Here is a 24914-nt window from a genome sequence, read left to right as displayed (position 1 = left end):
GGAGGATAAGCCAGAGGCCGTGGCAGAGGCGCCTGAGCCAAAAGGCAAAGAGCAGCCCAGGGTAGTTACTGCAGAGAGCCCACCAGCAGCGCCCCTTGTGGCGATCAGCCCCGTGGTCGGTATGCCGGCACCGGTGCCTGTGGTGAAGGCGCCGCCGGCACCCGCACCTGCATCGGCGGTTTCACCATCACGGCCAAGCAAGTCCGCTGTAGGGATGCCACCACCGGTGGCTGCAGTTCAAAAATCGGTAACGGTCGAGACGGCTACCTACAGGAGATGGACGATGCCTATCAACGAGAAACAGCTGCTGCAGATCCTCCCGAACGCCGGCCGCAAAGCCGGCGTTTTTGTTCCCGGCCTCAACGCCACCATGGGCAAGTTCGCCATCATCACGCGCCTGCGCATGGCCGCGTTCCTCGCTCAGGTCGGGCATGAGTCGGGCCAGCTGCGGTACGTGCGCGAGCTGGGCAATGACAAGTACCTGTCGAAGTACGACACCGGCCGCCTGGCAGAGCGCCTGGGCAATACGCCTGAGGCAGACGGTGATGGCCAGCTGTACTGCGGTCGCGGGCTCATCCAGGTGACGGGCAAGTTCAACTATCAGGCCTGCAGCGAGGCCCTGTTCGGGGACAGCCGGTTGCTCAATACCCCCGAGCTGCTCGAGCAGCCGGTCTACGCGTCGATGTCGGCCGGCTGGTTCTGGCAGAAAGAAGGCCTGAACAGCTTGGCCGATAAGGGCGACATCCTGGCCATCACCAAGCGGATCAATGGCGGGACCAATGGCCTTGATGAGCGCAAAGCGATCTACAAGCGGGCGCTCGAGGTGCTGCAGTGAACGCCTGGGCCACTCGCTTGCTCGTCGTGACTGCGCTGCTCATCGCGTGCGCTGCCGGCGCCCGCGCAGCCTGGATGTGGCAGGAAAACGCTTACATGAAACAGCTCGCCGAGCAGGCAGACAATTACGGTGAACAGCTGGCGGCGAAGGATCGGGCGCATCTCCTTGAGCGGGAGAAGGCAGCAGCTGCGGCGCTAGACCGGCTGGATGAACAACGCAAGGCGCGCGGCGCCCTGGAAGCCCGCCTGCAGCAGCAGGCCCAAACGCACTGGAAGGAAATGAACGATGCTCAACAAGCTCAAGCTCGCCTGCGTGACAGGCTTGCTACCTCTGATCTGCGGCTGTCAGTCCTTGTCGACGCCGGAGCCTTTGCCGCCTCGCGTTGTGACGGTGGGGTGCGAGAAGCCGCCGCCACCGGAGACGTGGTACCTGGCGCCGTACGCGCCCAACTTGACCCAGCGCATGCTCAACGAATTGTCGCCATCACCGACGAAGGCGACCGGGGGCTGATCGCGTTGCAGGCCTGCCAGGCCTACGTGCGCGAAGTCACCAAGTGAAAAGAGGCGAGCCGGATGGATGCGTCAACATCCAGCCGGCCCGCCGAACCCGCAGACCATTCCTGCAAGTCCAGCCGCAGCCTCTGCCTTGTGCACAAAGCGCGGCGAGCCTAACACCTGTTTATCCATACAGTAAAGACTTGCATACCTATGACCTCTCCAATCATCCCCTGGATGGGTGGCAAACGCCGCCTGGCCGACCGCTTGATCCCCCTCTTTCCCCCTCATGAATGCTATGTCGAAGTCTTCGCAGGCGGTGCCGCGTTGTACTTCATGCGTCCCCAGCCCGCCCCGGTGGAGGTGCTGAACGATCTCAACGGTGACCTGGTCACCCTCTACCGCGTTGTGCAGAATCACCTGGAGGAGTTCGTGCGCCAGTTCAAGTGGGCGCTCAGCTCCCGCCAGATCTTCGAGTGGCAAAAGATGACGCGCCCTGAAACCCTGACCGACATCCAGCGTGCTGCACGCTTCTTCTACCTGCAGCAGCACGCCTTCGGCGGCAAGGTCACCGGGCAGACGTTCGGTACAGCTACGACCGGTCCGGCCATCAACCTGCTGCGCATCGAGGAGAATCTGTCCGCCGCATGGCAGCGCCTCGCCGGCACCTACGTCGAGAACCTGTCCTGGCTCGCCTGCGCCGAGCGCTATGATCGAGCGCACACGTTCTTCTACATGGACCCGCCTTACTGGCAGACCGCCGGCTATGGCGTGGACTTCCCCTTCGAGGAGTACGAGCGGATGGCCGACTTCATGCGACGGTGCAAGGGCAAGGTGATGGTCAGCATCAACGACCACCCGGACATCCGGCGTGCTTTCGACGGCTTCCACTTTGAGTACTTGGATATTCGCTACACCAACACAAATCAGCGCCAGAGCAAGGCGGAGGTGACCGGTGAGCTGGTGATCCTGAACTGGGTGCCGGATCAGCTCGGGCAGCTTTCCTGACAGCTCTGCGAAAGAGGAAGGGTTTTGTTCGTAGGCGGCGTGTCTTGTAGGATGAGCCGCCTCAACGATATCGCGCTGAGATTAAGGACAACCAGAAGAAGGTAGGGAATGTGAAGACGCATCAACGTGCTGTATTTTTGGCCGCTGTGGCCCTTTCGGTAACAACGGCTTTAGTTGGCTGCAAAGACCAGGGCTACAAGATCACAGGAAACAACCAGAAAGAGATCGGCCAGTACGAGAAACAACGCGAGGAAGCGATGGCCTACCTCTTGAAGACGACAGCCCATGTCGGTGAAATCCGAGGACTGTCAACTCTTCCAGTGGGGGCGGATTTGGTTGGCCAGAATAAAAAGATGCTGGCTCTCAAGTCTGAGGGTGATGCGTTCGGTGTCCTGTCCCCGCTGTCCCAATGCCGTGGGGCAGGTTACAAGGCTCAAGAGTACTGGTTGACGGTGGCGGGAACCGTCCGTACTCAGACGCCCGAAGAAGCTTTGAAGGCATACGTGAATGAAGCTCAGGGATGTCAGCAGCAAATTGACAATGCCCCGGCCGCAGTTACCTACATCGAAACGCCCCTTGATAAGCACGCGCCCGTGGACGGCTGTTTGAAGGTGGTTTCTCTCGGGGGCGATGAGAAAGTGCAAGCATGGACCTGCCCATCTGACTTGCTATCCCGGAAGTGAGATATGCCGCGTTGAGCCGGCACTTTCACAGTGCCGGGCTAACGGGGCGTCCGCTCAACATGTATTGGCTGCCTGCCTCGCTTGGTGGTGTGTTCTGAGGCCTTGGAGCAGCGTAGGGATGCTGGATCGTTTATGACTGCGCGTCGCTGGCCAGCTCGGCCAATCGCTGGATGGCGACGTGGCCGACAAGGATTTTCTCGCGCTTGATATTGAGGCGTGGCAAGTCGTGCTGAATGTCCAGGTCGACGCGTACTCCCAGAGCGGCGGCGTGGGCTATATAGCAAGAAACTCGGTTATTGGCGGTTTCGATCAATATTAGCATCGCAGGCAGTAGTACTAAGCCAACTGCCTAATCGGAAGGTGCGAAAGTCTAAAGATTACGAGGAGTTTCTAAAGCGTACCGCCTTTTTTAAAAGATAGATCTTGCGATCAATATCCCCATCGAGGATTGGTGAGTCAAGAAAGGAATTCGCTTCATTTAGGCTCTTGAAGTCTTTATTTCCAACATAGAAAAATATTAGTGATCGAAATATGCGATGGATTTGGTAGGATATATGATCCGCCGATGGTGAGCTGACTCCGGCGTGGACATTTCTGTTTCTATACACCTTTGCGGTTTCCATTATTTGTTTTACTAAGTCGTGGTCTTTGTAGATGTATGAGCATCGTCGAATTAGTATGTCGCTGTTGTCGTTCTCGTTTACGACGGACTCGAGAGCTCCCCATAATTTTATTATGCTGTAATCACTGTCTTTGTCATCCAGGGCGCGGGTGTAGCGAATAATGCCGTCGCGGAGCCGCTCTCCACCTCGGATGTTACAGATTTTGTTAATAATTTTCCTGATCGCTGAGGAGGTTTGATTTAGTGTTTCTTCTTTGAATGTAAAGGTTCTTTCTTTGACTTCATCAACTTCGTACCAGTATTGGTCGATAGCAAGTGAGCCGTTAGGTTCGTGGAGCGTGTGCATGCCACCAAGTCGTATACGATTAATTGCGCCATTCCTTCGGCCCGATAAGGATATGCTCATGCCTGGGTTTGAATAGAAGGATAGTACTCCCCTGATAAAGTCCAAATAATCTAACGCAGCATAGAATGCATCCGTGGTGCTACGTGCTTGGACGGACACCACCACTCCCGTATAGTGTTCGGGGGAGTGCTCGTAAGTTCTATTCCATTGCTGGTTAAACTTCTTGCGGGTCCGGTATTTTTTCGGGATGCCAGAAGTGTGCAGTTTTAGTTTTATGCCTCCTATAGTAATCTGTGTAATTGGTAGGCGCCCTTCTAGTGATATGGATGTAACTAAGTGGAATTCCTGGCTGGGTTTTTTTAGATAGTCCTTCAGGCTGGAGTTTATTTGATTGATCAGTTCATTTTTGTTTGGTTTTTTGATGGAAAGCGCTGCCTTGATGTGCTTATCTAGTGCGAAATCAAATACGCGTCCCCGTGTTTCTGGCGCCAATTGATCGCAGTTCATGAATTCAATCATGTTTAGAAGAATATCTTTGAATTCAAAGTAAGCTGAATCATAGCTGACGCGTTCGTCACTCGTTAAGGACGCCGACTCAATTATTCTGTTCAAGATGACTTCGGGTTTGAAGTTTTTGCTCTTGGTGCTCCAGCGCGAATGTGCAGACATTACAAGTCTATCTCCTTGCGTCAGTTAAAGGCCGGAAGTGTCGCCCCAGAAATGTGCGCAGCATTAATCGGCATTTCTCGGTCGATAATTTTATCTGAGAGGGTGTGCAAGTTTTTAGTGTAAAAATGGTATGTGAGAATGAAGTCGTGCCCGTAGGCCAATTAATCGGGTATGATGAGTTAGTCCAATCCATCATCGAGTCTCGTTGCGGCGCACCGACAGTGTTTACCTAGGCCTTTAACTAAGCCGTTGGAGTCTTTGTAGTGGAGCAAATAGGGGCAGGCCGCGCGCCATTCCATGCTAAACGACGTCCAAACCCCTGTTTAGGGGCTTGGGCGCCTTTTTCTTTACCACTACAGCACGACTGGTGAGTGCACTACTATGATGTTAGTTACCGTGCTGCTTGTTGTTCGCTTGTTGTTGGTGGTGGGCTGAAGAACCCTTTCAAGCCCGCAACGATGTCAATAGCTGATTTCGCTTCAATAGATGGTGCTAACAACGTCGTGACCCGGAGTGTGCTCTTGTGTGCGACGTCGCCACGATTTTTACCGTAACTTGACAGGCTGGCAGCGAGAGGTTCATCAATTTCATCAATCATTTTGCCGCAGAAAATTGATAGCTTTTGGAACGAGGATTCCTTGATTCCATTGTTGTCAGTGATGGTTTTTTCTGCTGCCTTGATCAGTTGTTCAATGCTGGCAAGGAATTTCTGTTTATCGAAGGGGTGTTCGGTAGGAAGCTGGAAAGACAGAATGTTAGATATGGCAAAAATCTCAGGGTGCTCTCGGGTCTTGAAATCTGCCGCTTTTATTTGTTGAATCTTCTCGCGCAGAGCTGTCTTTGCTTTGGTCTCGATGAATTCTTCCAGTTCAGCATGGGCCAGTAATCGAAAGGCTGCAAGTTTGTCTAAGTCTGGCGTGTAGCTGAGTGGGTCATTTTTCTCAGCTTCTATTTGGTCGAAAACAAATTTTTGAATTAAGTCATTAATCCGGTTTTCGAGATTTTGGATGAGAGGGTCTGTCATGGCAACAGTCTCTGATTCCGTTGGTCATAATTCAGATTTAGTGTCCTACTGAGCTGCTGGCCCCAAGCATCGATCCTATAAGTGGTAGCGCCCACGGTTTTAGGGGTTTTCTCCACAGCGTCTCGGAATTCTCGATTGGTGCAAATTTCTTGAAAGGCCTGGAATACCTGAGCTTTTTGCTGCAGAGCTCGATCGGATACGTAAGGATCCGAAAAGAATCGCGTAATACAATCGAATACGGCGCGATTGATCACGCGTTCGAATTTATCCCCGATCCATTTTTTGAAAGAGTCTTTGCCGAAGATGCCAAGTGTTGTTGCTAAGGCCAGGTCTAGCCGCTCAAGGGCGGATTCAGCTTCGAGCTTGCGAGTTTCCCAATCGGATTCATAGTACTTGACTGTTTGATCTAGGAAGTCCTTGAAGTCACCACGGTAGTCTTGCAAGGCTCTGTCGTATGCGATGAATCGAAGGACTAGCTCAGAGTCTCGCATGCGCTTGTCTAGGCCTTCGCCGAAGAGTGCCTGGAAGTGTTGGCTTCCCTCGAGGTAAAGCTCAATTCGATCAAGAAGATTTCCGCCAACTAAAGCTTTGCGGAGTTCCTGAGGAGAAAGTGGGAGGCTGCCGCTATTCAGTCGGAAGAAAATCGCATAAAGGAAATTTTCGTCTTTCCAGTTGCGTATTACTGTCGATCGAAGGGTGCTATTGTCTAAGTACTCTCTATCTTCAGCGGCTAGCTGGGTATACTTAAGATTGTTGAGGTCTGGCCGGATATCAAGGCCGCGAAGCGCGTACTGTCCGTTCAGGAAGTCATTGATTGCGAGTAAGCGCTGTTTCCCATCAATAACAATGAAGCGGCCTCGATGATCCTTGTTTTCCGCGAGGACAATGTTTGGAACTGGCATGCCCACGATAATGGACTCGACCAATCGACTTTTGCGGATATCATCCCAAGCGGCTCGTCGTTGGAAACCTGGCTGCAGGTCAATATTGCCTTTGCTGATTTGACCGACGATTGTTTCAATTGTCCAGTCAGCATTCATCACGATAGCATCTTTGAAAGAGATGCTATCGGAAAGATCATTCTCGTCTTCCTGTTGATCATCAGGAATGAGTGTCGAGTCCTTTTCAGTCATGGGCGGAATCCTGGCGCAGAGGTAATAGGATCCGAAGCTATGGCAAAATGATGCTGGGAGTCAACGACAATGCTGGGGTGGTTGGTACAAAAATGGTACACGGCCAACTATTTTCAGTGGTAGCCCCCTATTTTCGAGGCCTCTAAGGTAGGTATGCCCAATCCATCATCGGCGCAACGCTGAAGCGGCGGGACGGCTCAGGCCTTGTGGTGCTTGTGTTAATGGTCTGTTCTAGGGGCATTGGGGTCTAGGGCAACAATCGGAACAAGGACAAAGGCCGATGGCGCGGTCAGTGACCTCGCAGATCGGCCTTCAGGAAAAGTTGCCCCAGTTTACCAAGAGTGGCTGGCGCGTGCCTGCCCACTGCCAGGATGGCGACGCAATGTCGGTTTTACCTCTCAGCCCCGCAGCCAACCCGCCCTGATAGGCACTGCCATAAGGCTGCGATAGCACCGCTCCGCCAGATCGGTGACAGACTGGCCGATACGTCTCCAGATTGGCGAGAACCCTGAATAAACCAAGAACGAAACAATCACCGCGCCCACCATGTCGAGCGGAAAGTGCACCCCCAGAAACACCCGCGCCCAGGCCACGCTCAAACCGGTCAACAAAATGACCACACCCCACCCAGACAAACCATCCAGCAGCAAGGTCAAGCCCATGCAGGCAAACACGGTCATATGATCGCTAGGAAATGACGAATCCGGCGCATGCAGCATCCAGTTATGCCCCAACCCGATCATGAACGGCCGTGGATGCGGCCAGACTGCCCAGATGGCCTGATTGACGCCCAGCGCGATCACCGTAACCAAGGTCGCCTTGAGTACCAGCCTGCGTTCCCCACGGTGCCCCCACAGCCAGAACCCCAGCATCAACACGGGCAGCAGAAAGATCAGCCCCTTGGCAATGCCGATGGCGAGCAGGACTAGCCACTGCGGCGTATCACTGCCGCCGTTGATCAGCAGGAAGAGGGAGCGGTTGAGTGTTTCGAGTTCGCCCATGATGTATGTCCCCGCCGTGCGTTCAGACGCTGTTTCAATTCCAATTAAAGCCGCTTGCGCGCATTGCACAGCGGCCGACAAGCAAAAAAGCCGATGGCGCGATCAGAGATATCGCCATCGGCTTTCAGACATCTGTATCAGTCCGCGAGCTACTTCTGGTCGTTGGCCGCCGTCTGTTGAACCTGCTCCGCCTTGTCCTGCGGCAACAGGTCGAACTCATGCAACCCATCCTTGCGGTACGGGTCGCCAATCCAGCGTGGCGTTGGCGCGAACTGCGCGTTCACCAGGCTCTTGGCCGGCTCGTACTTGTCGTAGCTCAAGCCTGCCAGATCCGACAGCGTATGAATCAGGTGCGAGCTGCTGTAGGGGCGCTTGGCCATCGACTGCAGGTCCCGTGGGTGCTCGGCCTGCCAGCTCGGTGAAGTCCACAGCAGGAACGGCACGGTGTACATCGGCCGGGTCGGCGCGCCTTCGTTGCGGCCCAGGCGGTCGTGGTTGCCGGAGCTGTATACGTCTTCGCCATGGTCGGACAGGTACAACAGGAAGCCGTTGGGCGTAGCCGCCGAATATTGCTTGATCAGGCTCGACACCACGAAGTCGTTGTAGCGCACGGCGTTGTCGTAGAAGTTGTAGGTTTCCACCTGGTCATCGGTCAGCGCAGCCGGTGCACCCTTGCGATCGGTGAAGTGCTGATAGGCATCCGGGTAGCGGTAGCGGTAGTCCATGTGGGTGCCCAGCAGGTGGACGATGATGAACTTCTTCGGCGCCGGGTCCTTCAGGGCCTTCTCGAACGGCGGCAGCACCACTTCGTCGTACTGGCTGGCGTTCTGGTTGCGCTGGTTGTTCAGGTACACCGGCTCGTCCGTCTGCTGCGAGAAGGTGGTGAGCATGGTGTTGCGCTTGGTCATGGTCTGTTGGTTGGTGATCCAGAAGGTCTTGTAGCCTGCCTGTTTCATCAGGTTGATCAGCGACGGGTCGGTGAGGAAGCGGTCGGGGTGTTCTTCGTCACCGAAGGTGAGGATCTGCTGCATCACCTCGATGGTGTAGGGGCGCGGGGTGACCACGTTCTGGAATACGGTCAGGCTCTTGTCGGCGGCCAGGGCATCCAGGTTGGGAGTGGTGTCGCGGTTGTAGCCGTACAGGTGCATGTGCTCGCGGGTGGTCGATTCACCCAGTACCAGCACCAGCGTGCGCGGGGCTTCGCCACTGCTGTCCTGAAGGTTCTGCAGGGGCGGCAGGGCGGCGTTCTGGGCCAGCAGGTTCTGCATGTTGTTGAGCTGCTGCAGGTATTGGCGGTAGCCGACCACCAGCTGCCACGGTACGGCCGGTTCCATGCGCTGCTGGACCTTCTCCATGGCATCGGCGAAGTTGCGTTCCTGGGTGACCATCTGCTTGTAGAACGGCAGCACGAGGTTGGCGGCCAGCAACAGCACCACCACCGGAATGCGGCTACGCAGGCGCAGGGTGACCGGGCGCACGCGGGTCCACAGCAGCACGGCGCCGACCGTGTAGGCCAGCAGGCCGAGCATCAGGCCAATGCTGAAGTACTGGCTGAAGTATTCGCCCGCTTCGGCGGTGTTCGACTCGAACATCACGAAGATGACGCTTTGCGAGAATTCCTGGTGGTAGATGCCGAAGTAGCTCAAACCCACCAGCGAGGCGGCCCACAACACCACGCCGATGATGGCGGCGAGGGTGCGGGTGAGGCGTGGCAGCAGCAGCACCGGGACGAACCACAGGGTGCTGAGGAACAGGGCATCGCGGAAACCGGCGAAACCGGTGGTGCCACTGAACAGCAGAAGCGCCTGGGTGACGCCGGAGAAGTACCAGAAGAACAGCAGGAGCCAGCCCAGGCCGGCCCAGTCCACGCGCTTGGGCGCGGATGGGGATGCGGTGTTTGCCACGTTTGCCTCGTAGAACCATGGCGGCAGCCAGAAAAGGAGGGGCTGCCGGAAAGGCAGAGAGGCTAGAGAGCGGATAGTGAAAATTACGTTAACGAAACATGGAAGAAATCTTAACAAAGCATTACGAGGGGGCGGGGAGGGGGTGGTTCCTATAAAGCGGCCCACGAATCTTGGCACTGTCACAGCCATTGCCGTGTCTTCTTGGCAGCCCTTTCGCGGCGTAAAACCCCACAAAGACTGCACGCTGGCTTGATTTCAGCGCTATCTAGAGGATTGAGAACGGACAAGGAACTCCCGCTCGATCAAAGCGCTCAGCAAAATCAGCAAGAACCCGAGGTCGGTTTCAGGAAGCGCCTGGTCGCTCGCACACTATCGTTTGCCGCCACAAGTGCCATGCTTATGGGATGCCCTTGAGCCCAGTGCGCGCAGACGCACGGCCATCGGCAAGGAGGCCTCCGCGCCCACGCCACCGTGACGTGGCCGGTGTGCCGCAGCAGAACACGCCGGATACCTGCCCTCCACAACAATTCAGGCAGGGTCCGTGATGCCGAGGTCCGCTGTATGCCTGATGAACTGCTTCACCTGCCGGTAATCCAGACCATCCTGACCCGCGAGAAGGACACCCCCGGCGCACTGTTGCCGATCCTTCACGCCGTCCAGGACGCTATCGGTTTCATCCCCGAAGCTGCCGTTCCTGAAATCGCCCATGCCCTCAACCTCAGCCTCGCCGAGGTGCGCGGGGTGATCAGCTTCTATCACGACTTCCGCACCACGCCGCCTGCCCGCCACACCTTGCGCCTGTGCCGCGCCGAATCGTGCCAGAGCCGTGGCAGCGAGGCCTTGGCCGCGCAACTACGCGAACAGCTGGCGCTGGATGATCACGGCACCAGCGCCGACGGTGCCATCAGCCTGCGCCCGGTGTACTGCCTGGGCGCCTGTGCCTGCTCGCCGGCGCTGGAGCTGGATGGCCAAGTTCATGCGCGGCTCACCCCTGAGCGCCTGCGGGCGTTGGTGAACGGTTGCCTGGAGGGTGAAACATGCTGAAGTTGTTCATTCCCTGTGACTCGGTCGCTCGTGCAGTCGGCGCCGATCAGGTCGCCGATGCCATTAAAGCTGAGGCCGAGCGCCGCCAGTTGCCCATCGATATTCAACGTACCAGCTCGCGTGGCCTGTATTGGCTGGAGCCGCTGCTGGAATGTGAAAGCAGCGAAGGGCGTCAGGGCTTCGGCCCGGTCACTCCGGCAGACGTGCCGTCGTTGCTTGACGCCCTGGCCGGTGAGCCCGGCGGTCATTCGCTGGCGCTCGGCACGGTCGAAGACATCGCCTACCTGAAATCTCAGCAACGCCTGCTGTTTGCTCGCGCCGGCATCACTCGTCCGTTGTCGCTGGACGACTACCGCGCCCACGGCGGTTTCAAAGGCCTGGAAAAGGCGGTGGCGATGGACGGCGCTGCGGTGGTCGCTACCGTGCTCGATTCTGGCCTGCGCGGCCGTGGCGGCGCAGCGTTCCCGGCCGGCATCAAGTGGCGCACCGTACGCGACGCCAGGGCAGGGCAGAAGTACGTGGTGTGCAACGCCGATGAAGGCGACTCTGGCACCTTCGCCGACCGAATGCTGATGGAGGGCGACCCCTTCCTGCTGATCGAAGGCATGATCATCGCTGGCCTCGCCGTCGGGGCCGACCAAGGCTACCTCTATGTGCGCTCGGAATACCCCGACGCTATTCGCGTGCTCAACCAGGCGCTAGCCATCGCCCGCGACGCCGGCTACCTCGGCAGCAACGTGGCCGGCAGCAGCCAGGCCTTCGACCTGGAAGTGCGGGTGGGTGCCGGTGCCTATATCTGCGGCGAGGAAACCGCGCTGCTCGAATCCATCGAAGGCAAGCGCGGCATCGTTCGTGCCAAGCCGCCGTTGCCCGCGCTCGAAGGCCTGTTCGGCCTGCCGACCCTGGTGCACAACGTGCTCACCCTGGCCTCGGTGCCGACCATCTTGGCCGAGGGCTCGGCGTTCTACCGCGATTTCGGCATGGGCCGCTCGCTGGGCACCATGCCGTTCCAGCTGGCCGGCAACATTCGTCATGGCGGCCTGGTGGAACGCGCCTTTGGCCTGACCCTGCGCGAACTGGTGGAAGGCTATGGCGGCGGCACTGCCAGCGGCCGCCCGCTCAAGGCAGCGCAGGTTGGCGGGCCGCTCGGCGCCTGGGTGCCGCCCAGCCACTTCGATACCCCGCTGGATTACGAGGCCTCCGCCGCCATGGGCGCGATGCTCGGCCACGGCGGCGTGGTGGTGGCCGACGACACCCTGAACATGGCCAGCATGGCGCGCTTCGCCTTGCAGTTCTGTGCCGAGGAATCCTGCGGCAAGTGCACCCCGTGCCGGATCGGCTCGACCCGTGGCATGGAGGTGGTCGACCGGCTGATCGCGACCAGTGATTTCACCGAGCGCCATGACCAGGCTCTGCTGCTGCGCGACCTGTGCGACACCATGCAGTACGGCTCGCTATGCGCCATGGGCGGCATGACCGCCTACCCGGTGGCCAGCGCCCTCAAGTACTTCCCCGCCGATTTCGGACTGACCACCACGGAGGCCGCACAGTGATCAATTACTTCGACCCCGCTTCTGATAAAAGCAGCGACCTCGGCACGCCGGCTCGCGACAGCGATGTGCAGATCAGCCTGAACATCGATGGCCGCAGCATCAGCGTGCCGGCCGGCACCTCGGTGATGCGCGCCGCTGCCATGCTCGGTACCAGCATCCCCAAACTGTGCGCCACCGACAGCCTCGAGGCGTTCGGCTCATGCCGCATGTGCATGGTGGAAATCGAAGGCATGCGTGGCTACCCGGCCTCGTGCACCACTCCGGTCAGCGAAGGCATGGTCGTGCGCACGCAAACCCCGCGCCTGGCCGACCTGCGCCGCAATGTGATGGAACTGTACATCTCCGACCACCCGCTGGACTGCCTGACCTGCTCGGCCAATGGCAACTGCGAACTGCAGACCGTTGCCGGCCAGGTCGGCCTGCGCGAGGTGCGCTACGGCTATGACGGCGCCAACCATCTGGCCGAGAAGAAAGACACCTCCAACCCTTATTTCGACTACGAACCCAGCAAGTGCATCGTCTGCAGCCGCTGCGTGCGTGCCTGCGAGGACATTCAGGGCACCTTCGCCCTGACCATCACCGGGCGTGGTTTCGATTCGCGGGTGGCAGCGGCCGGCGGCGACAACTTCCTGGCCTCCGAATGCGTGTCGTGCGGCGCCTGCGTGCAGGCCTGCCCGACCGCGACGCTCACCGAGAAGAGCCTGGTCCAGCTGGGCCAGCCCGAGCGTGCAGTGATCACCACCTGCGCCTACTGTGGCGTTGGCTGCTCGTTCCGCGCCGAGATGAAGGGCGACCAGCTGGTGCGTATGGTCCCGGACAAGAACGGCGGCGCCAACCACGGCCACGCCTGCGTCAAGGGCCGCTTCGCCTGGGGCTATGCCACCCACCCCGACCGCATCACCAAGCCGATGATCCGCAAGCGCCTGGAAGACCCGTGGCAGGAAGTCAGCTGGGATGAGGCGGTGACCTACGCCGCCAGCGAGTTCCGCCGTATCCAGCTCAAGTACGGGCGCGACTCCATTGGCGGTATCACTTCCAGCCGCTGCACCAACGAAGAAGCCTACCTGGTGCAAAAACTGGTGCGCACGGCGTTCGGCAACAACAACGTCGACACCTGCGCACGGGTTTGCCACTCGCCGACCGGCTATGGACTGAAGCAGACACTGGGCGAGTCGGCCGGCACCCAGAGCTTCGACTCGGTGATGCAGGCCGACGTGATCCTGGTGATCGGCGCCAACCCCACCGACGCCCACCCGGTATTCGGTTCGCAGCTCAAGCGCCGCCTGCGCCAGGGCGCACGGCTGATCGTCATCGACCCGCGGCGCATCGACCTGGTCGACTCGCCCCACGCCCGTGCCGAACTGCACCTGCAGCTGCGCCCAGGTACCAACGTGGCCATGCTCAATGCCCTGGCCCACGTGATCGTCAGCGAGGGCCTGCTGGCCCAGCGTTTCATTGACGCCCGCTGCGAGACCGAGGACTTCGCCCGCTGGCGTGCCTTCGTCAGCCTGCCGGAAAACGCCCCGGAAACCCTGGGGCCTGTATGCGGCGTGCCCGCCGAGCACATCCGCGCCGCTGCCCGGCTGTACGCCACCGGTGGCAACGCGGCGATCTACTATGGCCTGGGGGTGACCGAACACAGCCAGGGCAGTACTGCGGTGATGGGCATCGCCAACCTGGCCATGGCCACCGGCAACATCGGCCGCGAAGGGGTCGGGGTGAACCCGCTGCGCGGGCAGAACAACGTGCAGGGTTCCTGCGACATGGGCTCGTTCCCCCACGAGCTGCCCGGCTACCGGCACATCTCCAACGAGGGCGTGCGCGCCGAGTTCGAGCAGGCCTGGGGCGTGACCCTGCAACCTGACCCAGGCCTGCGCATCCCCAACATGTTCGAGGCGGCGCTGGATGGCAGTTTCAAGGCGCTGTACTGCCAGGGAGAGGACATCGCCCAGAGCGACCCCAACACCCAGCACGTCACCGCCGCCCTGCGCGCCATGGAGTGCGTGGTGGTGCAGGACATCTTCCTCAACGAGACGGCCAAGTTCGCCCACGTGTTCCTGCCGGGCAGCTCGTTCCTCGAGAAGGACGGCACCTTCACCAACGCCGAGCGGCGTATCTCGCGGGTGCGCAAGGTCATGGAGCCGCTGGCCGGCAAGGCCGACTGGGAGGCTACCGTGGCCCTGGCCAATGCCCTGGGTTACCCGATGAACTACCGCCACCCGTCCGAGATCATGGACGAGATCGCCCGCCTGACGCCGAGCTTCCACCGCGTCAGCTATGCCGAGATCGACCGCCACGGCAGCCTGCAATGGCCGTGCAACGACGCCGCCCCCGACGGCACCCCGACCATGCACATCGACCAGTTCGTGCGCGGCAAGGGGCGCTTCATGCTGACCGGTTATGTGCCCACCGACGAAAAGGTCAATGGCCGCTATCCGCTGCTGCTGACCACCGGGCGCATCCTCAGCCAGTACAACGTCGGCGCCCAGACCCGGCGCACCGCCAACACTGCCTGGCACGATGCCGACCGGCTGGAGATTCACCCCAACGACGCCGAAAGCCGTGGCATCCACGATGGCGACTGGGTCGGCATCGGTAGCCGTGCGGGGCAGACCGTGCTGCGCGCCAAGGTCAGCGAGCGGGTGGCCCCTGGGGTGGTCTACACCACCTTCCACTTCCCCGAGTCCGGCGCCAACGTGATCACCACCGACAACTCCGACTGGGCCACCAACTGCCCGGAATACAAGGTCACGGCGGTGGAGGTGGTGAAGGTGTTCCAGCCGTCGGAATGGCAAAAACGCTACCAGGATTTCAGTGACGAACAGCGGCGCCTGCTTCAGGAGCGCCGCACGGCGGAAAAAGCCGAGGTGCGCCGATGAGCAGTGACAACTTGGTCAAGATGGCCAACCAGATCGCCCACTACTTCGACAGCGAGCCTGATCGGGCGCTGGCGGTGCAGGGGGTGAGGCAGCATCTGAACAGCTTCTGGACACCGGCCATGCGTCGGCAGCTGGGCGAGTGGATTGCCGACCATGGTCAGGAAGGGCTGGATGCCAAGGTGGTGGAGGCCCTGGCATAGCGCTGGCCTGTGCCGGCCTCTTCGCGGGGCAAGCCCGCTCCTACAGGTATATCACCGGCCTTTAGGAGCGGGCTTGCCCCGCGAAAGGGCCGGTACAGAAAAAATGAAATGTCCGTCATTTATGCAAGACGAACCCCACCGCGATGCTACGCTCGCGGAAACACTCGTGACGGATATTTCCTATGGACATGAACTGGCACCAGGCCCTGCAAGAGAGCCTGAGCTGGCTTGCAATCGCCTCGTTCATCACCCTCATCGGCTTCACCGCCGCCGCTTCACTGGCCGTGCGCTACACGCGCTGGGGCAGCCAGTTCTGGCAGTTGGCGGGGCCGTACTTCACCTTCCGGCGCAGCTGGCGCCCGTTGCTGGTGTTTGGCCTGCTGCTGGTACTGACGTTGTTCTCGGTGCGCCTGAACGTGCTGTTCTCGTTCTGGTACAACGGCTTCTACAGCGCCCTGCAGGCCCTCGACCAGACGGCCTTCTGGTACCTGCTGGGGGTGTTCGCGGTGCTTGCCACCATCCACGTGCTGCGCTCGCTGTTCGCCTTCTACGTAACCCAGGCGTTCAGCATCCAGTGGCGGGTGTGGCTGACCGAGCGCCTGACCGGCGACTGGATGAAAGGCGATGCCTATTACCGCGGTCGCTTCCTCGCCGAGCCGGTGGACAACCCCGACCAGCGTATCGAACTGGACGTCAGCGCCTTCGTCAGCAACTCGGTGTCGCTGGCCCTGGGCGCGGTCAGCGCGTTGGTCTCGCTGGTGGCCTTTACCGGCATCCTCTGGGGGCTGTCGGCGCCGCTGACGCTGGCGGGGTATGAGATTCCCCGGGCGATGGTGTTTGCGGTCTACATCTATGTGCTGATCGCCACCTGGATCGCCTTCCGCCTCGGCCAGCCGTTGATCCGCCTGAACTTCCTCAACGAAAAACTCACGGCGAACTTCCGTTATGCGCTGATGCGCCTGCGCGAGAACGCCGAGAACATCGCCTTTTACCAGGGTGCGCCGGTCGAACGGGCAACCCTGCTGGGGCGCTTCGGTGCGCTGATCGTCAACGTCTGGGCACTGGTGTTCCGGAACCTGAAATTCAGCGGCTTCAACCTTGGTGTCAGCCAGGTTGCCGTTGTGTTCCCTTTCATCCTGCAGGCACCGCGCTTCTTCAGCGGGGCAATCAAGCTGGGTGACGTGATGCAGACCGCCCAGGCGTTCGGCCAGGTGCAGGATTCGCTGTCGTTCTTCCGTGAGTCCTACGACACCTTCGCTCAGTACCGCGCCACCCTCGACCGTTTGACCGGTTTCCTCGATGCCAACGACCAGGCCAGCGCGCTGCCACGGGTGCTGGTCGAAGACCAGCCGCGGGCGCTGGACATCATCGGCCTGCAGGTACTGCGCCCGGACGGCCACGCACTGATCGCCGACCTCGACTTGCGCCTGCACGGTGGCCAGGCGCTGCTGATCAAAGGGCCGTCGGGCAGTGGCAAGACCACCTTGCTGCGCGCCTTGGCGGGGTTGTGGCCGTATGCCGAGGGCGAGGTCCGGCGGCCGTTGGGCACCCAGGCGTTGTTCCTGTCGCAGCGGCCTTACCTGCCGCTGGGCGACCTGCGCACGGCCATTGCCTACCCGGCCGACAGCCAGCCGGAGGATGAAGCACGCATGCAGCAGGCCCTGCGCGAGGTCAACCTGGCACACCTGGCCGAGCGGCTGGCAGTGAATTGCGACTGGTCGAACATTCTCTCGGTCGGTGAGCAGCAGCGCCTGGCGTTTGCCCGGGTGCTGTTCAACCGGCCGCAGGTGGTGTTCCTCGACGAGTCCACCTCGGCGATGGACGAAGGGCTGGAGCACGCGATGTATGCGTTGCTGCGCAAAGAGATGCCGGAGACCTTGCTGGTGAGCGTGGGGCATCGCAGCACCTTGGCCGACTTCCATACCCACCGGCTGGAAGTGGATGGGCAGGGCGGCTGGGCGCTGCGCCAGCAGGAGGTTCTGGCTTAGCGGTTGTCATTGCCGGCCTCTTCGCGGGTTCTGGCTTAGAGGCCGGCACTGGCAACAAAGATTCAGGGCTGGTGCTCGGCATCCAGCATCACAATCAGTTCAGCCCCTTCATTTCGCACATTCCCCACGTCCTTGCCCACCGCAAACCACTCGAACGCCTCCACCGGCAAGCATTGCTCCCGCGCCAGGCGTTCGGCCTCCTCGGCTGGTACTTCAGGGTCGATCCACGCCCGGGCATGCTCCGGGCTCAGCACCAGGGGCCGGCGATCATGGATATCGACCATCCCCGCATCGCTGGCGGCGGTGATGATGACGAACCCATCCCCCTCGTTCGGCTCCATCCCCGCATGCACCTCGGCCAGCGCCGCCATGAACATCGGCGCCTGGCTTTTCAGGCGAATGAACCAGGGCTGCTTGCTCTTGGGGTCCTGTGGGTCGGCCACCCACTCATACCAGCCATCGGCCATTACCAAGGCTCGCCCTTGCGGCCAAAGGACCTTGAAGAACTTGCCGGTGGTCACCGTCTCGACCCGCGCGTTGATCGGTGCCGGCCGTTTACCCGTGGCCCAGAACGGTGCCCAACCCCAATGGCAAGGGTCGATGCGCAGGCCATCGGTGGCGTGATGCAGGACCAGCACGCGGCTGCCGGGGGCAACGTTGTAGCGGCCGATCGGCACGTTGTCGTAGCCGCTGATCACGTCCTGCTCGGCGTCCAGTTCACGCAGGTAGTCGGCCAGGCCCTGGTACTGGGCGAAGCGTCCACACATGGCATGTACCCCCACTTGTCGAAATATCCTACGGCGAAATTGACCGGATACCCGCTACGGCGTTTACTGTATATATATACAGTTTAATATCAAGGCCGTCGCATGATTTCCATCCTGGGTCCCATCACCGGCGGCAGTGCTGCCGTGCCGCGCTACCTGTTCCGTGTCCCGGCGGGCTTTCCGTCGCCAGCCGCCGACCACATGGAGCAACCCATCTCGCTGGACGAGCTGCTCAACCTGCGCGCACCGCACATCTATCTGGTCAGGATAGACGGCGACAGCATGCAGGGGGCCGGTATCTTCGATGGCGACCTGGTGCTGGTCGACCGCTCGATCCAGCCGCGCCATGGCCATATCGTGATTGCCGCGGTCAACGGCGAGCCCTTGTGCAAGCGGCTGCAGCGCGTCGCCGGGCAAGTGCTGCTGCGCTCGGAGAACCCACGCTATGCGCCACGCTACATCATGGAGGGTGACGACTTCATGATCTGGGGCGTGGTGACTTTCAGTGTGCGCAGCCATGACCCGGCTTAGCGCAGCCGCATCACCCCGACCAGAGTGGCACCGGCAAAGCCCGCCCCGACCAGGAAGGTCGCCTGGAACCCGGCGCCATCCCACAGCAGCCCGGCCACCACGCTGGCGACCAGCAGGGCCACCCCGGTCAGCAGGTTGAACAGGCCGAATGCCGTGCCGCGCAGGTTGGCCGGCGCGCTGTCGGCGATCAGCGCGGCGAAGATGCCCTGGGTGAAGCCCAGGTGCAGGCCCCAGGCCGCCACGCCCAGTGCCAGCCCGGCCCAGCCTGGCAGCAAGGCCAGCAACAGGTCGGCGGCGATCAGCAGGGCCAGCCCGATCATCAGCACGCCACGGCGGCCCACCCGGTCCGACAGCGCGCCGGCCGGGTAGGCCGACAGCGAATAGGCCAGGGCCATGAGTACCAGCACCGCGGGCGCCCACAATGGCGCAACGCCCATGTCCTGGGCGCGCAGCAGCAGGAATGCCTCGCTGAAACGGGCCAGGGTGAACACCATGGCCAGGCCGATCAACCGCCAGTAGGCCGGGCCCAGACGCGCCAACTCATGCAGTGTCAGCGGCGAGCGCACCGGCCGCGCGCCGGGCGCCGTCTCGGGCTCGCGGACGAAGGCAACGAGAATGTACACGGCGACCAACGCCGGGATCACCGCCACCCAGAACACCGTCTGGAAATGGCTCGCGGTCAGCCACATCAGCACGATCGCCAGCAATGGGCCGAGGAACGCGCCGACGGTGTCCAGCGTCTGGCGCAGGCCGAAGGCCGCGCCGCGCAGTTCGGGCGGGGTCACATCGGCCACCAGTGCATCGCGGGGGGCACCGCGGATGCCCTTGCCGATACGGTCGACGAAGCGCGCCGCCGTCAGCCATTCCAGCCCGGAGGCCATGGGGAATACCGGCTTGGTCAACGCGCCCAGGCCATAGCCCAGCACCGTCAGCAGCTTGCGCTTGCCGAGGCGGTCGCTGAGCGCGCCGGAGAAGACCTTGGTGATTGCTGCGGTGGCCTCGGCGATGCCCTCATGAAGCCGACGGCGACCACCGAAGTGCCGAGCACGGTGACCATGTACAGCGGCAGCAGGGCGTGGATCATTTCCGAGGAAATGTCCATGAACAGCGACACGAAGCCCAGCGCCCAGACGCTGCGCGGAATCTTCGGCAGGACCTTGGCGGTGGTGCTGTGCTCGGTCTTTTCGGCGCTGCGCATCGGGAGTCTCGGCGCGGTTGTCACAGTTCGAAACTGTAGGACTTCGTACGCAGGATGCAAATCGGATGAAGGGCGGGAGGCAGCATTGGGCCAACTGTTTGAGATAATTACACACGAATTAACGGAGAATGACGAAATGCGCCGGGTCAGTTCTCGGCAAATACAGAACGGCCATGGTAGTGAAAGATTTTCCGAGAATTATCCGGCTGCTAGACCGCTGGCGGAATGCGGCGCGAAAAAATGAGCCAAGGCTTTACTACTGCACTAGAAGAGCTTTTTCTTGTTAAGTAAACGAACCCATTAAGCCGGCTCCTCGATACCAGGGCGCCAGCGGCGGACACCCGTCACCCCGCGCCCAGCGCGCCACGTGCAGCGCGGCTGGGAGCATGAGCAGGGCATCACTTGTCGTGGGCGCCGACTTGGAACATCCGTGGGTCGTACATGAAATCGTACATTTCAACCACCTGGATCTGGCTCACCGCTGGGTGGCTGGCGTTGATCAGGATGTTGCGTTCCAGCGGCAGAAGGCAATTCGTAGTGGCAAAACGCCAAATAGCGGCCATCAAGGCTAATTCAATACATTGCGCTGCCCGAGCCACTGTTCGAAGTGGGTAAAAGTGTCGATGGCGGCCTGTACCGTGGTGGCCTGCGCCGGCCCTTCAGCCGATGCCTGGCCAAGCCGCTCGAGGAAGCTGCGCCAGTAGCTGCCGGTCAGCGGCCCGTATACATCGAGAAAGGCGGCACCGCTGTCGTGGCCGATGCCCAGGCGCTCGGCCATCACCCGCTTGAGCACCTGGCCACCCAGGGTCGAGCCCTCCAGCACGTACATCACGCCCAGCGCGCTGGCTTCGTCGTGGATGGCCGGCAGTGCCCGGCACAGTGGCAGGGCGTCGATGTCGGCTTTGCTCAGCTTCAGGGCCTGCAGGTCACGGGACAAGGACGCGGTCTTGCGGCGTTCTGGTCCCTGATAATCGCTCAGGTAATGTTCCAGGGGGGCATGAAAACCGTAGTAGGCCTGCAACAGGCGACGGTAGGCAGCACTGTCGAAGCCTGGGCTGAAGAAGGGCAGGCGGGCTTCCAGCGCCTTGTGGCAGTCACGGGTGCCTTCACGCAAGGCGAGCAGCAAGGGGCTGGTTGAGGTGGCGGGCATCGATCAAGGGCTCTGGTGGCATTTCGCCTAGGTTGGAGTGGCGATGCTAACCCGGCGTTCCGCTTTGGCGTGACTTTGTTGCAGTAAAAACGCGGCTGACGTGCTAAACCAGTCGGCCTGACTATCAATGAAGAACGCCATGGTGAAAGCCGTACACCTGACCTTGCTCTGCCACGCCCTGACCCAGGCTCAGAAAAGCGGGCGTCTGGCCCAGCCCGACGACGGCATTTTATCGCTGACCGTCGAGCCCTTACCGATCCCTCCCGCCACGCAGTTGATGGCAGCGCCGGAGCCGCGTGCGGCGCAGACGGCGCAGTGGCTCTCGTCGCAGGCGCAGATCGAGCCGGCCTTGGCCGATTGCGCTCTCGGCCAATGGCAGGGCTTGCCGCTCAAGCAGCTGCAGGCCGAGCAGCCTCAGGCGTTGGCGCAGTGGCTCAACGACCCGTTCAGCGCACCCCACGGCGGTGAGTCGTTCGCGCAGGTGTGCGAGCGTGTGGGGGCCTGGTTGATGGCCTTCGACAGGCCGGGCGAGTGGCTGGCGGTGACTCACCCTTGGGTGATTCGCGCGGCGCTGATGGTGGTATTGGAATGCCCACTGGCTGCCGCGCAGCGGATCGATGTGCTGCCGTTGTCACGGGTCGGGTTGAGCTTTACCGGGCAGTGGCGCTTGCGTCTGGGCTGAGCAAGCGCCGGTTGCCGGGTCAGAACGCCAGCTTGTAGCCGATCAGCAGCAGCATGGTCGCCAGGCAGGGGCGCAGCACGCGGTCGGAGATGCGCCCGGTGAGGTGGCTGCCCAGGTAGATACCGGGCAGCGAGCCCAGCAACAGGTAGCCCAGCAGCGACCAGTCCATGTTGCCCATGCCGGCGTGGCCGATACCGGCGACCAGGGTCAGGGGCACCGCGTGGGCGATTTCGGTGCCGACCAGACGGCGGGTGGCCAGGAACGGGTAGAGCAGGAACAGCGCCACGGTGCCCAAGGCGCCAGCGCCGATCGAGGTCAGGGTGACCATGACGCCCAGGACCACGCCGGTCAGCACGGTGAGGGTGTTCAGGCTGCGGTCGCTGAGGTGGTAATGGTCACCCGCGTGACGGCTGGCGAACGCTTGCAGGCGCGACTTGAACAGGATCGCCAGCGCAGTGAGGATCAGCACCACCGCCAGGCCTTGCTTGATGATGGCGTTCAGCGCTGTGGTGTCGGTGTGCAGGGTGCTGAGGAACCACAGGGTCAGGGCTGCCGCCGGCACGCTGCCGAGGCTGAGCAGGCCGGTGATCTTCCAGTCGATGTTCTTGTTGCGCGCATGTACCCAGATACCACCGCCCTTGGTGATGGCGGCATACAGCAGGTCGGTGCCCACGGCAGTCGCGGGGTTGATGCCGAACCACAGCAGGATCGGGGTCATCAGCGAGCCGCCGCCGACGCCGGTCATGCCGACGATGAAACCCACAACCAGTCCGGCAATGGTGAAACCGAAAGATCCTACATCCATACGCTACTCGACTGCCCAGCTTTGCCCGTTATCGGATGGGTGCCAGCATATAGGGAGTTTTTATAGCCAAATAGACTTGTTCGTTATTAGGTTATAACCGGCGTCAGCGGTCGGTCATCACCACCATCACATGGGCATCGCCGCCATCTTCGCTTTCCGACAGGTAGATGTGCCCCACCTGGCTGTCGAAATACGCCGTTTCCTGTGGCCCGATGCTGACCGCTTCGCCGGTTTCGAATTCGATGCGCACCCGGCCGCTCAGCACCACTGCGAACTCTTGGCCCGGGTGGCGGATAAAATCGTCGAACTGGCCGCGTTCGCGAGCGATGATGCGGGCGTAGGCAGGGGTCATGCGCCGTTCCGGAAAGGCCCCGGCGATCGGGTGGTAATCGTAGGTGCCGGTGGAATATCCGGCGGCGGCTGGCAACGAGTCGACTACCACGGTCACCGGCGCCGCCACGGCTTCCGCCACTGGGCCACTGGCACGGAACAGGTGGGCGATGTCGACATTCAGGGCACGCGCGGCAGCGGCCAGTTTTTCGTAGCTCACCGAAACCTGCGCCAGTTCCATCTTCGACAAGGTCGACACCGGCACACCACTGAGCTCGGACAATTGCTTGAGGGTCATCTGGCGTGCCTTGCGCACCTGGCGCAGGCGCCCGCCGACTTCGGCGCGGTCTAGCAAGGGCAGGGCAGCGGGGCGGGCATCAGGCATTCGCGGGTCTCGGCATACGTCATGGGTCGCGCATCTTAACTCGCGCGCTTGCATGTTTCGAAATTCTCATATATTAGAATTCTCATAAATGATAATTTGCGCAGCAGGAACGTGCATGACCCAGATCTACGACACCCTGATCATCGGCGCCGGTATCGCTGGCGCCTCGCTGGGCTATCGCCTGGCCGGTGAACGCCGCGTGCTGTTGCTCGAACGCGAAGCGCAACCGGGCTACCACTCGACCGGGCGCTCGGCTGCGATGTTCATGGAGGCCTACGGCACCCCGCAGATCCAGGCCCTGACCCGCGCCAGCCGAGCCTTCTACGAAGCGCCGCCAGCTGGCTTCTGCGAGCACCCGTTGCTCGAACCGCGTGGCTGCCTGTATGTCGCCAGCCATGAACAACGCGAGCTACTTGAGCACACCCACGCGCAGAACCTGGCCAACGGCACTGCGGTCAGCCTGCTCGACCGCGACGCGGCGCTGGCGCTGGTCCCCAGCCTGAACGCCGACAGCCTGGCCGGTGCGGTGCATGAGCCGGGTGCCATGGACCTGGATGTGCACGCCCTGCACCAGGGCTTCCTGCGTGGCTACCGTGCCGCTGGTGGCGAATTGCGCTGCAACGCTGAATTGCTCCGGGCCCGTTACGTCGATGAACTGTGGCAGGTGCAGCTGGCTGATGGCAGCCAGCTGCAGGCGCACACCCTGGTCAATGCCGCGGGTGCCTGGGCTGACCGGGTGGCCGAGCAGTGTGGTGTGGCCCGCGTCGGCCTGCAGCCGTGCCGGCGCAGTGCGTTCACCTTCCCTGGCCCGGCCGATCAGGACTTTGCCCGTTGGCCTGCGGTGATCGGTGTCGACGAGAGCTTCTACTTCAAGCCCGACGCCGGCCAACTGCTGGGCTCACCGGCCAATGCCGACCCGGTCGAGCCTCAGGATGCCGCGCCCGAGGAGCTCGATATAGCCCTGGGCATCTACAACATCGAGGCCATGACGTCGCTGTCCATCCGCCGCCCCAGCCACACCTGGGCGGGCTTGCGTTCGTTCGTCGCCGACGGCGACCTGGTGATTGGTTTCGACCCGCAGATGCCGGCGTTCTTCTGGCTGGCGGCGCAAGGTGGCTATGGTATCCAGTCGGCAGCCGGTGCTTCGCGCCTGGCCGCCGACTTGCTGCTCGGGCAAGCGCTGTGCCCGAGCCTGACCGCCCAGGGAGTGGCGCCCGAGCGCCTGTCCCCGGCACGTTTCCAGTAACCCTGAAAGGAGTTTGTCATGAGCAATCAGATCCAGCGTTTCCCCAGCAGCCTGCCGTTCCCGTTTTCCCGTGCGGTGAAGGCCGGCGGTTTCCTCTTCCTGTCCGGCCAGGTGCCGATGAGCACGGCTGGCGAGGTGGTGCGCGGTGACATCCAGGCCCAGACCCGCGCCGCCTGCGAGCGCATCGCCGAGAGCCTGGAGGCCTGTGGTGCGCGCTTCGACCAGGTGGTCAAGGTGACGGTGTGGCTGTCGTCGATGGACCATTTCGCCGGTTTCAACGAGGTCTACAAGGCGTTCTTCGGCGCCGCACTGCCGGTGCGTTCGACCGTGGCCTCGGCGTTGGCGCTGGGCGTGGATGTGGAGATCGAAGTGCAGGCATTCGTCGGCGAAGGCTGAGCCAGCCGCAGTTCGCGGCCAAGCCCTGTGAGGCCACAACA

24 protein-coding genes and 1 pseudogene are annotated in these 24914 nt (G+C 61.3%); 14 read left to right on the top strand and 11 right to left on the bottom strand.

Features of this window, described 5'->3' with window-relative positions; all coding sequences use genetic code 11:
- Window positions 1-283 precede the first annotated feature (283 nt).
- The 5 genes from ACOKS3_RS19770 to ACOKS3_RS19750 all read left to right on the top strand — a co-directional run bounded on the left by ACOKS3_RS19770 (window position 284) and on the right by ACOKS3_RS19750 (window position 3339).
- Window positions 284-835, top strand: coding sequence for a glycoside hydrolase family 19 protein (locus ACOKS3_RS19770; protein WP_422763931.1), 552 nt, complete (start codon window positions 284-286; stop codon window positions 833-835).
- Window positions 832-1392: a lysis system spanin subunit gene (locus tag ACOKS3_RS19765; protein ID WP_422763926.1), complete on the top strand. Its 561-nt coding sequence runs from the start codon at window positions 832-834 to the stop codon at window positions 1390-1392. Before ACOKS3_RS19770 ends, ACOKS3_RS19765 begins: the two co-directional genes overlap by 4 nt.
- 150 nt (window positions 1393-1542) lie before the next feature.
- Complete coding sequence (locus ACOKS3_RS19760) at window positions 1543-2337, top strand: DNA adenine methylase (RefSeq protein WP_422763925.1); 795 nt, start codon at window positions 1543-1545, stop codon at window positions 2335-2337.
- Window positions 2338-2447: 110 nt separating this feature from the next.
- Window positions 2448-3020: a hypothetical protein gene (locus tag ACOKS3_RS19755; protein WP_422763924.1), complete on the top strand. Its 573-nt coding sequence runs from the start codon at window positions 2448-2450 to the stop codon at window positions 3018-3020.
- 178 nt (window positions 3021-3198) lie between these two features.
- Entirely contained in the window at window positions 3199-3339 is a 141-nt protein-coding gene (locus ACOKS3_RS19750) for a hypothetical protein (RefSeq protein WP_422763923.1), read from the top strand.
- Window positions 3340-3397: 58 nt separating this feature from the next.
- On the opposite strand, the gene ACOKS3_RS19745 is transcribed toward ACOKS3_RS19750, so the two are convergent.
- From ACOKS3_RS19745 to ACOKS3_RS19725, 5 genes are all read right to left on the bottom strand, one after another.
- Window positions 3398-4657, bottom strand: coding sequence for a hypothetical protein (locus tag ACOKS3_RS19745; RefSeq protein WP_422763922.1), 1260 nt, complete (start codon window positions 4655-4657; stop codon window positions 3398-3400).
- A 391-nt stretch (window positions 4658-5048) separates the two neighbouring features.
- Entirely contained in the window at window positions 5049-5681 is a 633-nt protein-coding gene (locus ACOKS3_RS19740; RefSeq protein WP_422763921.1) for a hypothetical protein, read from the bottom strand.
- Window positions 5678-6814 carry a DUF262 domain-containing protein gene (locus ACOKS3_RS19735; RefSeq protein WP_422763920.1) on the bottom strand — a complete coding sequence of 379 codons (1137 nt, stop codon included), beginning with the start codon at window positions 6812-6814 and terminating at the stop codon, window positions 5678-5680. Before ACOKS3_RS19735 ends, ACOKS3_RS19740 begins: the two co-directional genes overlap by 4 nt.
- 398 nt (window positions 6815-7212) lie before the next feature.
- The gene (locus tag ACOKS3_RS19730; RefSeq protein WP_422763919.1) at window positions 7213-7815 is read right to left on the bottom strand and encodes a phosphatase PAP2 family protein; all 603 of its coding nucleotides are present in this window, start codon (window positions 7813-7815) and stop codon (window positions 7213-7215) included.
- Between the two features lie 149 nt (window positions 7816-7964).
- Window positions 7965-9719, bottom strand: a complete 1755-nt coding sequence (locus tag ACOKS3_RS19725) for a phosphoethanolamine transferase CptA (protein WP_422763918.1) — start codon at window positions 9717-9719, stop codon at window positions 7965-7967.
- A gap of 561 nt (window positions 9720-10280) precedes the next feature.
- On the opposite strand from ACOKS3_RS19725, the gene ACOKS3_RS19720 reads away from it, so the two are divergent.
- The 5 genes from ACOKS3_RS19720 to ACOKS3_RS19700 all read left to right on the top strand — a co-directional run bounded on the left by ACOKS3_RS19720 (window position 10281) and on the right by ACOKS3_RS19700 (window position 17383).
- Entirely contained in the window at window positions 10281-10763 is a 483-nt protein-coding gene (locus ACOKS3_RS19720; RefSeq protein ID WP_103448197.1) for a formate dehydrogenase subunit gamma, read from the top strand.
- A complete protein-coding gene (locus ACOKS3_RS19715; RefSeq protein WP_422763917.1) occupies window positions 10757-12316 on the top strand; it encodes a formate dehydrogenase beta subunit in 1560 nt (519 codons plus the stop codon). Before ACOKS3_RS19720 ends, ACOKS3_RS19715 begins: the two co-directional genes overlap by 7 nt.
- Complete coding sequence (gene fdhF / locus ACOKS3_RS19710) at window positions 12313-15195, top strand: formate dehydrogenase subunit alpha (protein WP_422763916.1); 2883 nt, start codon at window positions 12313-12315, stop codon at window positions 15193-15195. Before ACOKS3_RS19715 ends, fdhF begins: the two co-directional genes overlap by 4 nt.
- Window positions 15192-15395: a formate dehydrogenase subunit delta gene (locus ACOKS3_RS19705; protein ID WP_103448194.1), complete on the top strand. Its 204-nt coding sequence runs from the start codon at window positions 15192-15194 to the stop codon at window positions 15393-15395. Before fdhF ends, ACOKS3_RS19705 begins: the two co-directional genes overlap by 4 nt.
- Window positions 15396-15577: 182 nt before the next feature.
- Complete coding sequence (locus tag ACOKS3_RS19700; RefSeq protein WP_103448193.1) at window positions 15578-17383, top strand: ABC transporter ATP-binding protein/permease; 1806 nt, start codon at window positions 15578-15580, stop codon at window positions 17381-17383.
- A gap of 62 nt (window positions 17384-17445) precedes the next feature.
- Here the strand turns inward: ACOKS3_RS19700 and ACOKS3_RS19695 are convergent, their stop codons facing one another.
- On the bottom strand, window positions 17446-18150 hold the full coding sequence (locus tag ACOKS3_RS19695) for an SOS response-associated peptidase family protein (protein ID WP_422763915.1): 705 nt from the start codon (window positions 18148-18150) through the stop codon (window positions 17446-17448).
- 102 nt (window positions 18151-18252) lie between these two features.
- Here ACOKS3_RS19695 and ACOKS3_RS19690 point away from each other — a divergent pair, with 102 nt between their 5' ends.
- Complete coding sequence (locus ACOKS3_RS19690; protein WP_422763914.1) at window positions 18253-18681, top strand: LexA family protein; 429 nt, start codon at window positions 18253-18255, stop codon at window positions 18679-18681.
- Here the strand turns inward: ACOKS3_RS19690 and ACOKS3_RS19685 are convergent.
- From ACOKS3_RS19685 to ACOKS3_RS19675, 3 genes and pseudogenes are all read right to left on the bottom strand, one after another.
- Window positions 18678-19879, bottom strand: a pseudogene (locus tag ACOKS3_RS19685) (MFS transporter). The gene ACOKS3_RS19690 and the pseudogene ACOKS3_RS19685 sit on opposite strands and share 4 nt — an antisense overlap.
- A gap of 398 nt (window positions 19880-20277) precedes the next feature.
- Window positions 20278-20442 carry a hypothetical protein gene (locus tag ACOKS3_RS19680; RefSeq protein ID WP_422763913.1) on the bottom strand — a complete coding sequence of 55 codons (165 nt, stop codon included), beginning with the start codon at window positions 20440-20442 and terminating at the stop codon, window positions 20278-20280.
- Between the two features lie 5 nt (window positions 20443-20447).
- Window positions 20448-21029: a biliverdin-producing heme oxygenase gene (locus tag ACOKS3_RS19675; RefSeq protein ID WP_422763912.1), complete on the bottom strand. Its 582-nt coding sequence runs from the start codon at window positions 21027-21029 to the stop codon at window positions 20448-20450.
- Window positions 21030-21171: 142 nt separating this feature from the next.
- Between ACOKS3_RS19675 and ACOKS3_RS19670 the strand changes: the two genes are divergently transcribed.
- Window positions 21172-21711 (top strand): histidine phosphatase family protein, encoded by a 540-nt coding sequence (locus ACOKS3_RS19670; protein ID WP_103448290.1) that lies wholly within the window; start codon window positions 21172-21174, stop codon window positions 21709-21711.
- A 19-nt stretch (window positions 21712-21730) separates the two neighbouring features.
- Here the strand turns inward: ACOKS3_RS19670 and ACOKS3_RS19665 are convergent, their stop codons facing one another.
- On the bottom strand, window positions 21731-22516 hold the full coding sequence (locus tag ACOKS3_RS19665) for a sulfite exporter TauE/SafE family protein (protein ID WP_103448188.1): 786 nt from the start codon (window positions 22514-22516) through the stop codon (window positions 21731-21733).
- 103 nt (window positions 22517-22619) lie between these two features.
- Window positions 22620-23231 carry a helix-turn-helix domain-containing protein gene (locus tag ACOKS3_RS19660; protein WP_159409558.1) on the bottom strand — a complete coding sequence of 204 codons (612 nt, stop codon included), beginning with the start codon at window positions 23229-23231 and terminating at the stop codon, window positions 22620-22622.
- A 115-nt stretch (window positions 23232-23346) separates the two neighbouring features.
- Here ACOKS3_RS19660 and ACOKS3_RS19655 point away from each other — a divergent pair, with 115 nt between their 5' ends.
- On the top strand, window positions 23347-24477 hold the full coding sequence (locus ACOKS3_RS19655; RefSeq protein WP_422763911.1) for an NAD(P)/FAD-dependent oxidoreductase: 1131 nt from the start codon (window positions 23347-23349) through the stop codon (window positions 24475-24477).
- Between the two features lie 18 nt (window positions 24478-24495).
- Entirely contained in the window at window positions 24496-24873 is a 378-nt protein-coding gene (locus tag ACOKS3_RS19650) for a RidA family protein (RefSeq protein ID WP_103448185.1), read from the top strand.
- Window positions 24874-24914: the final 41 nt, after the last annotated feature.

Source organism: Pseudomonas sp. HS6-2 (assembly GCF_049325675.2).
Classification (GTDB): Bacteria; Pseudomonadota; Gammaproteobacteria; order Pseudomonadales; family Pseudomonadaceae; genus Aquipseudomonas; species Aquipseudomonas putida_N.
The sequence above is the reverse complement of the archived record's forward strand: the minus strand, read 5'-3'. Positions and strand labels throughout refer to the sequence as shown.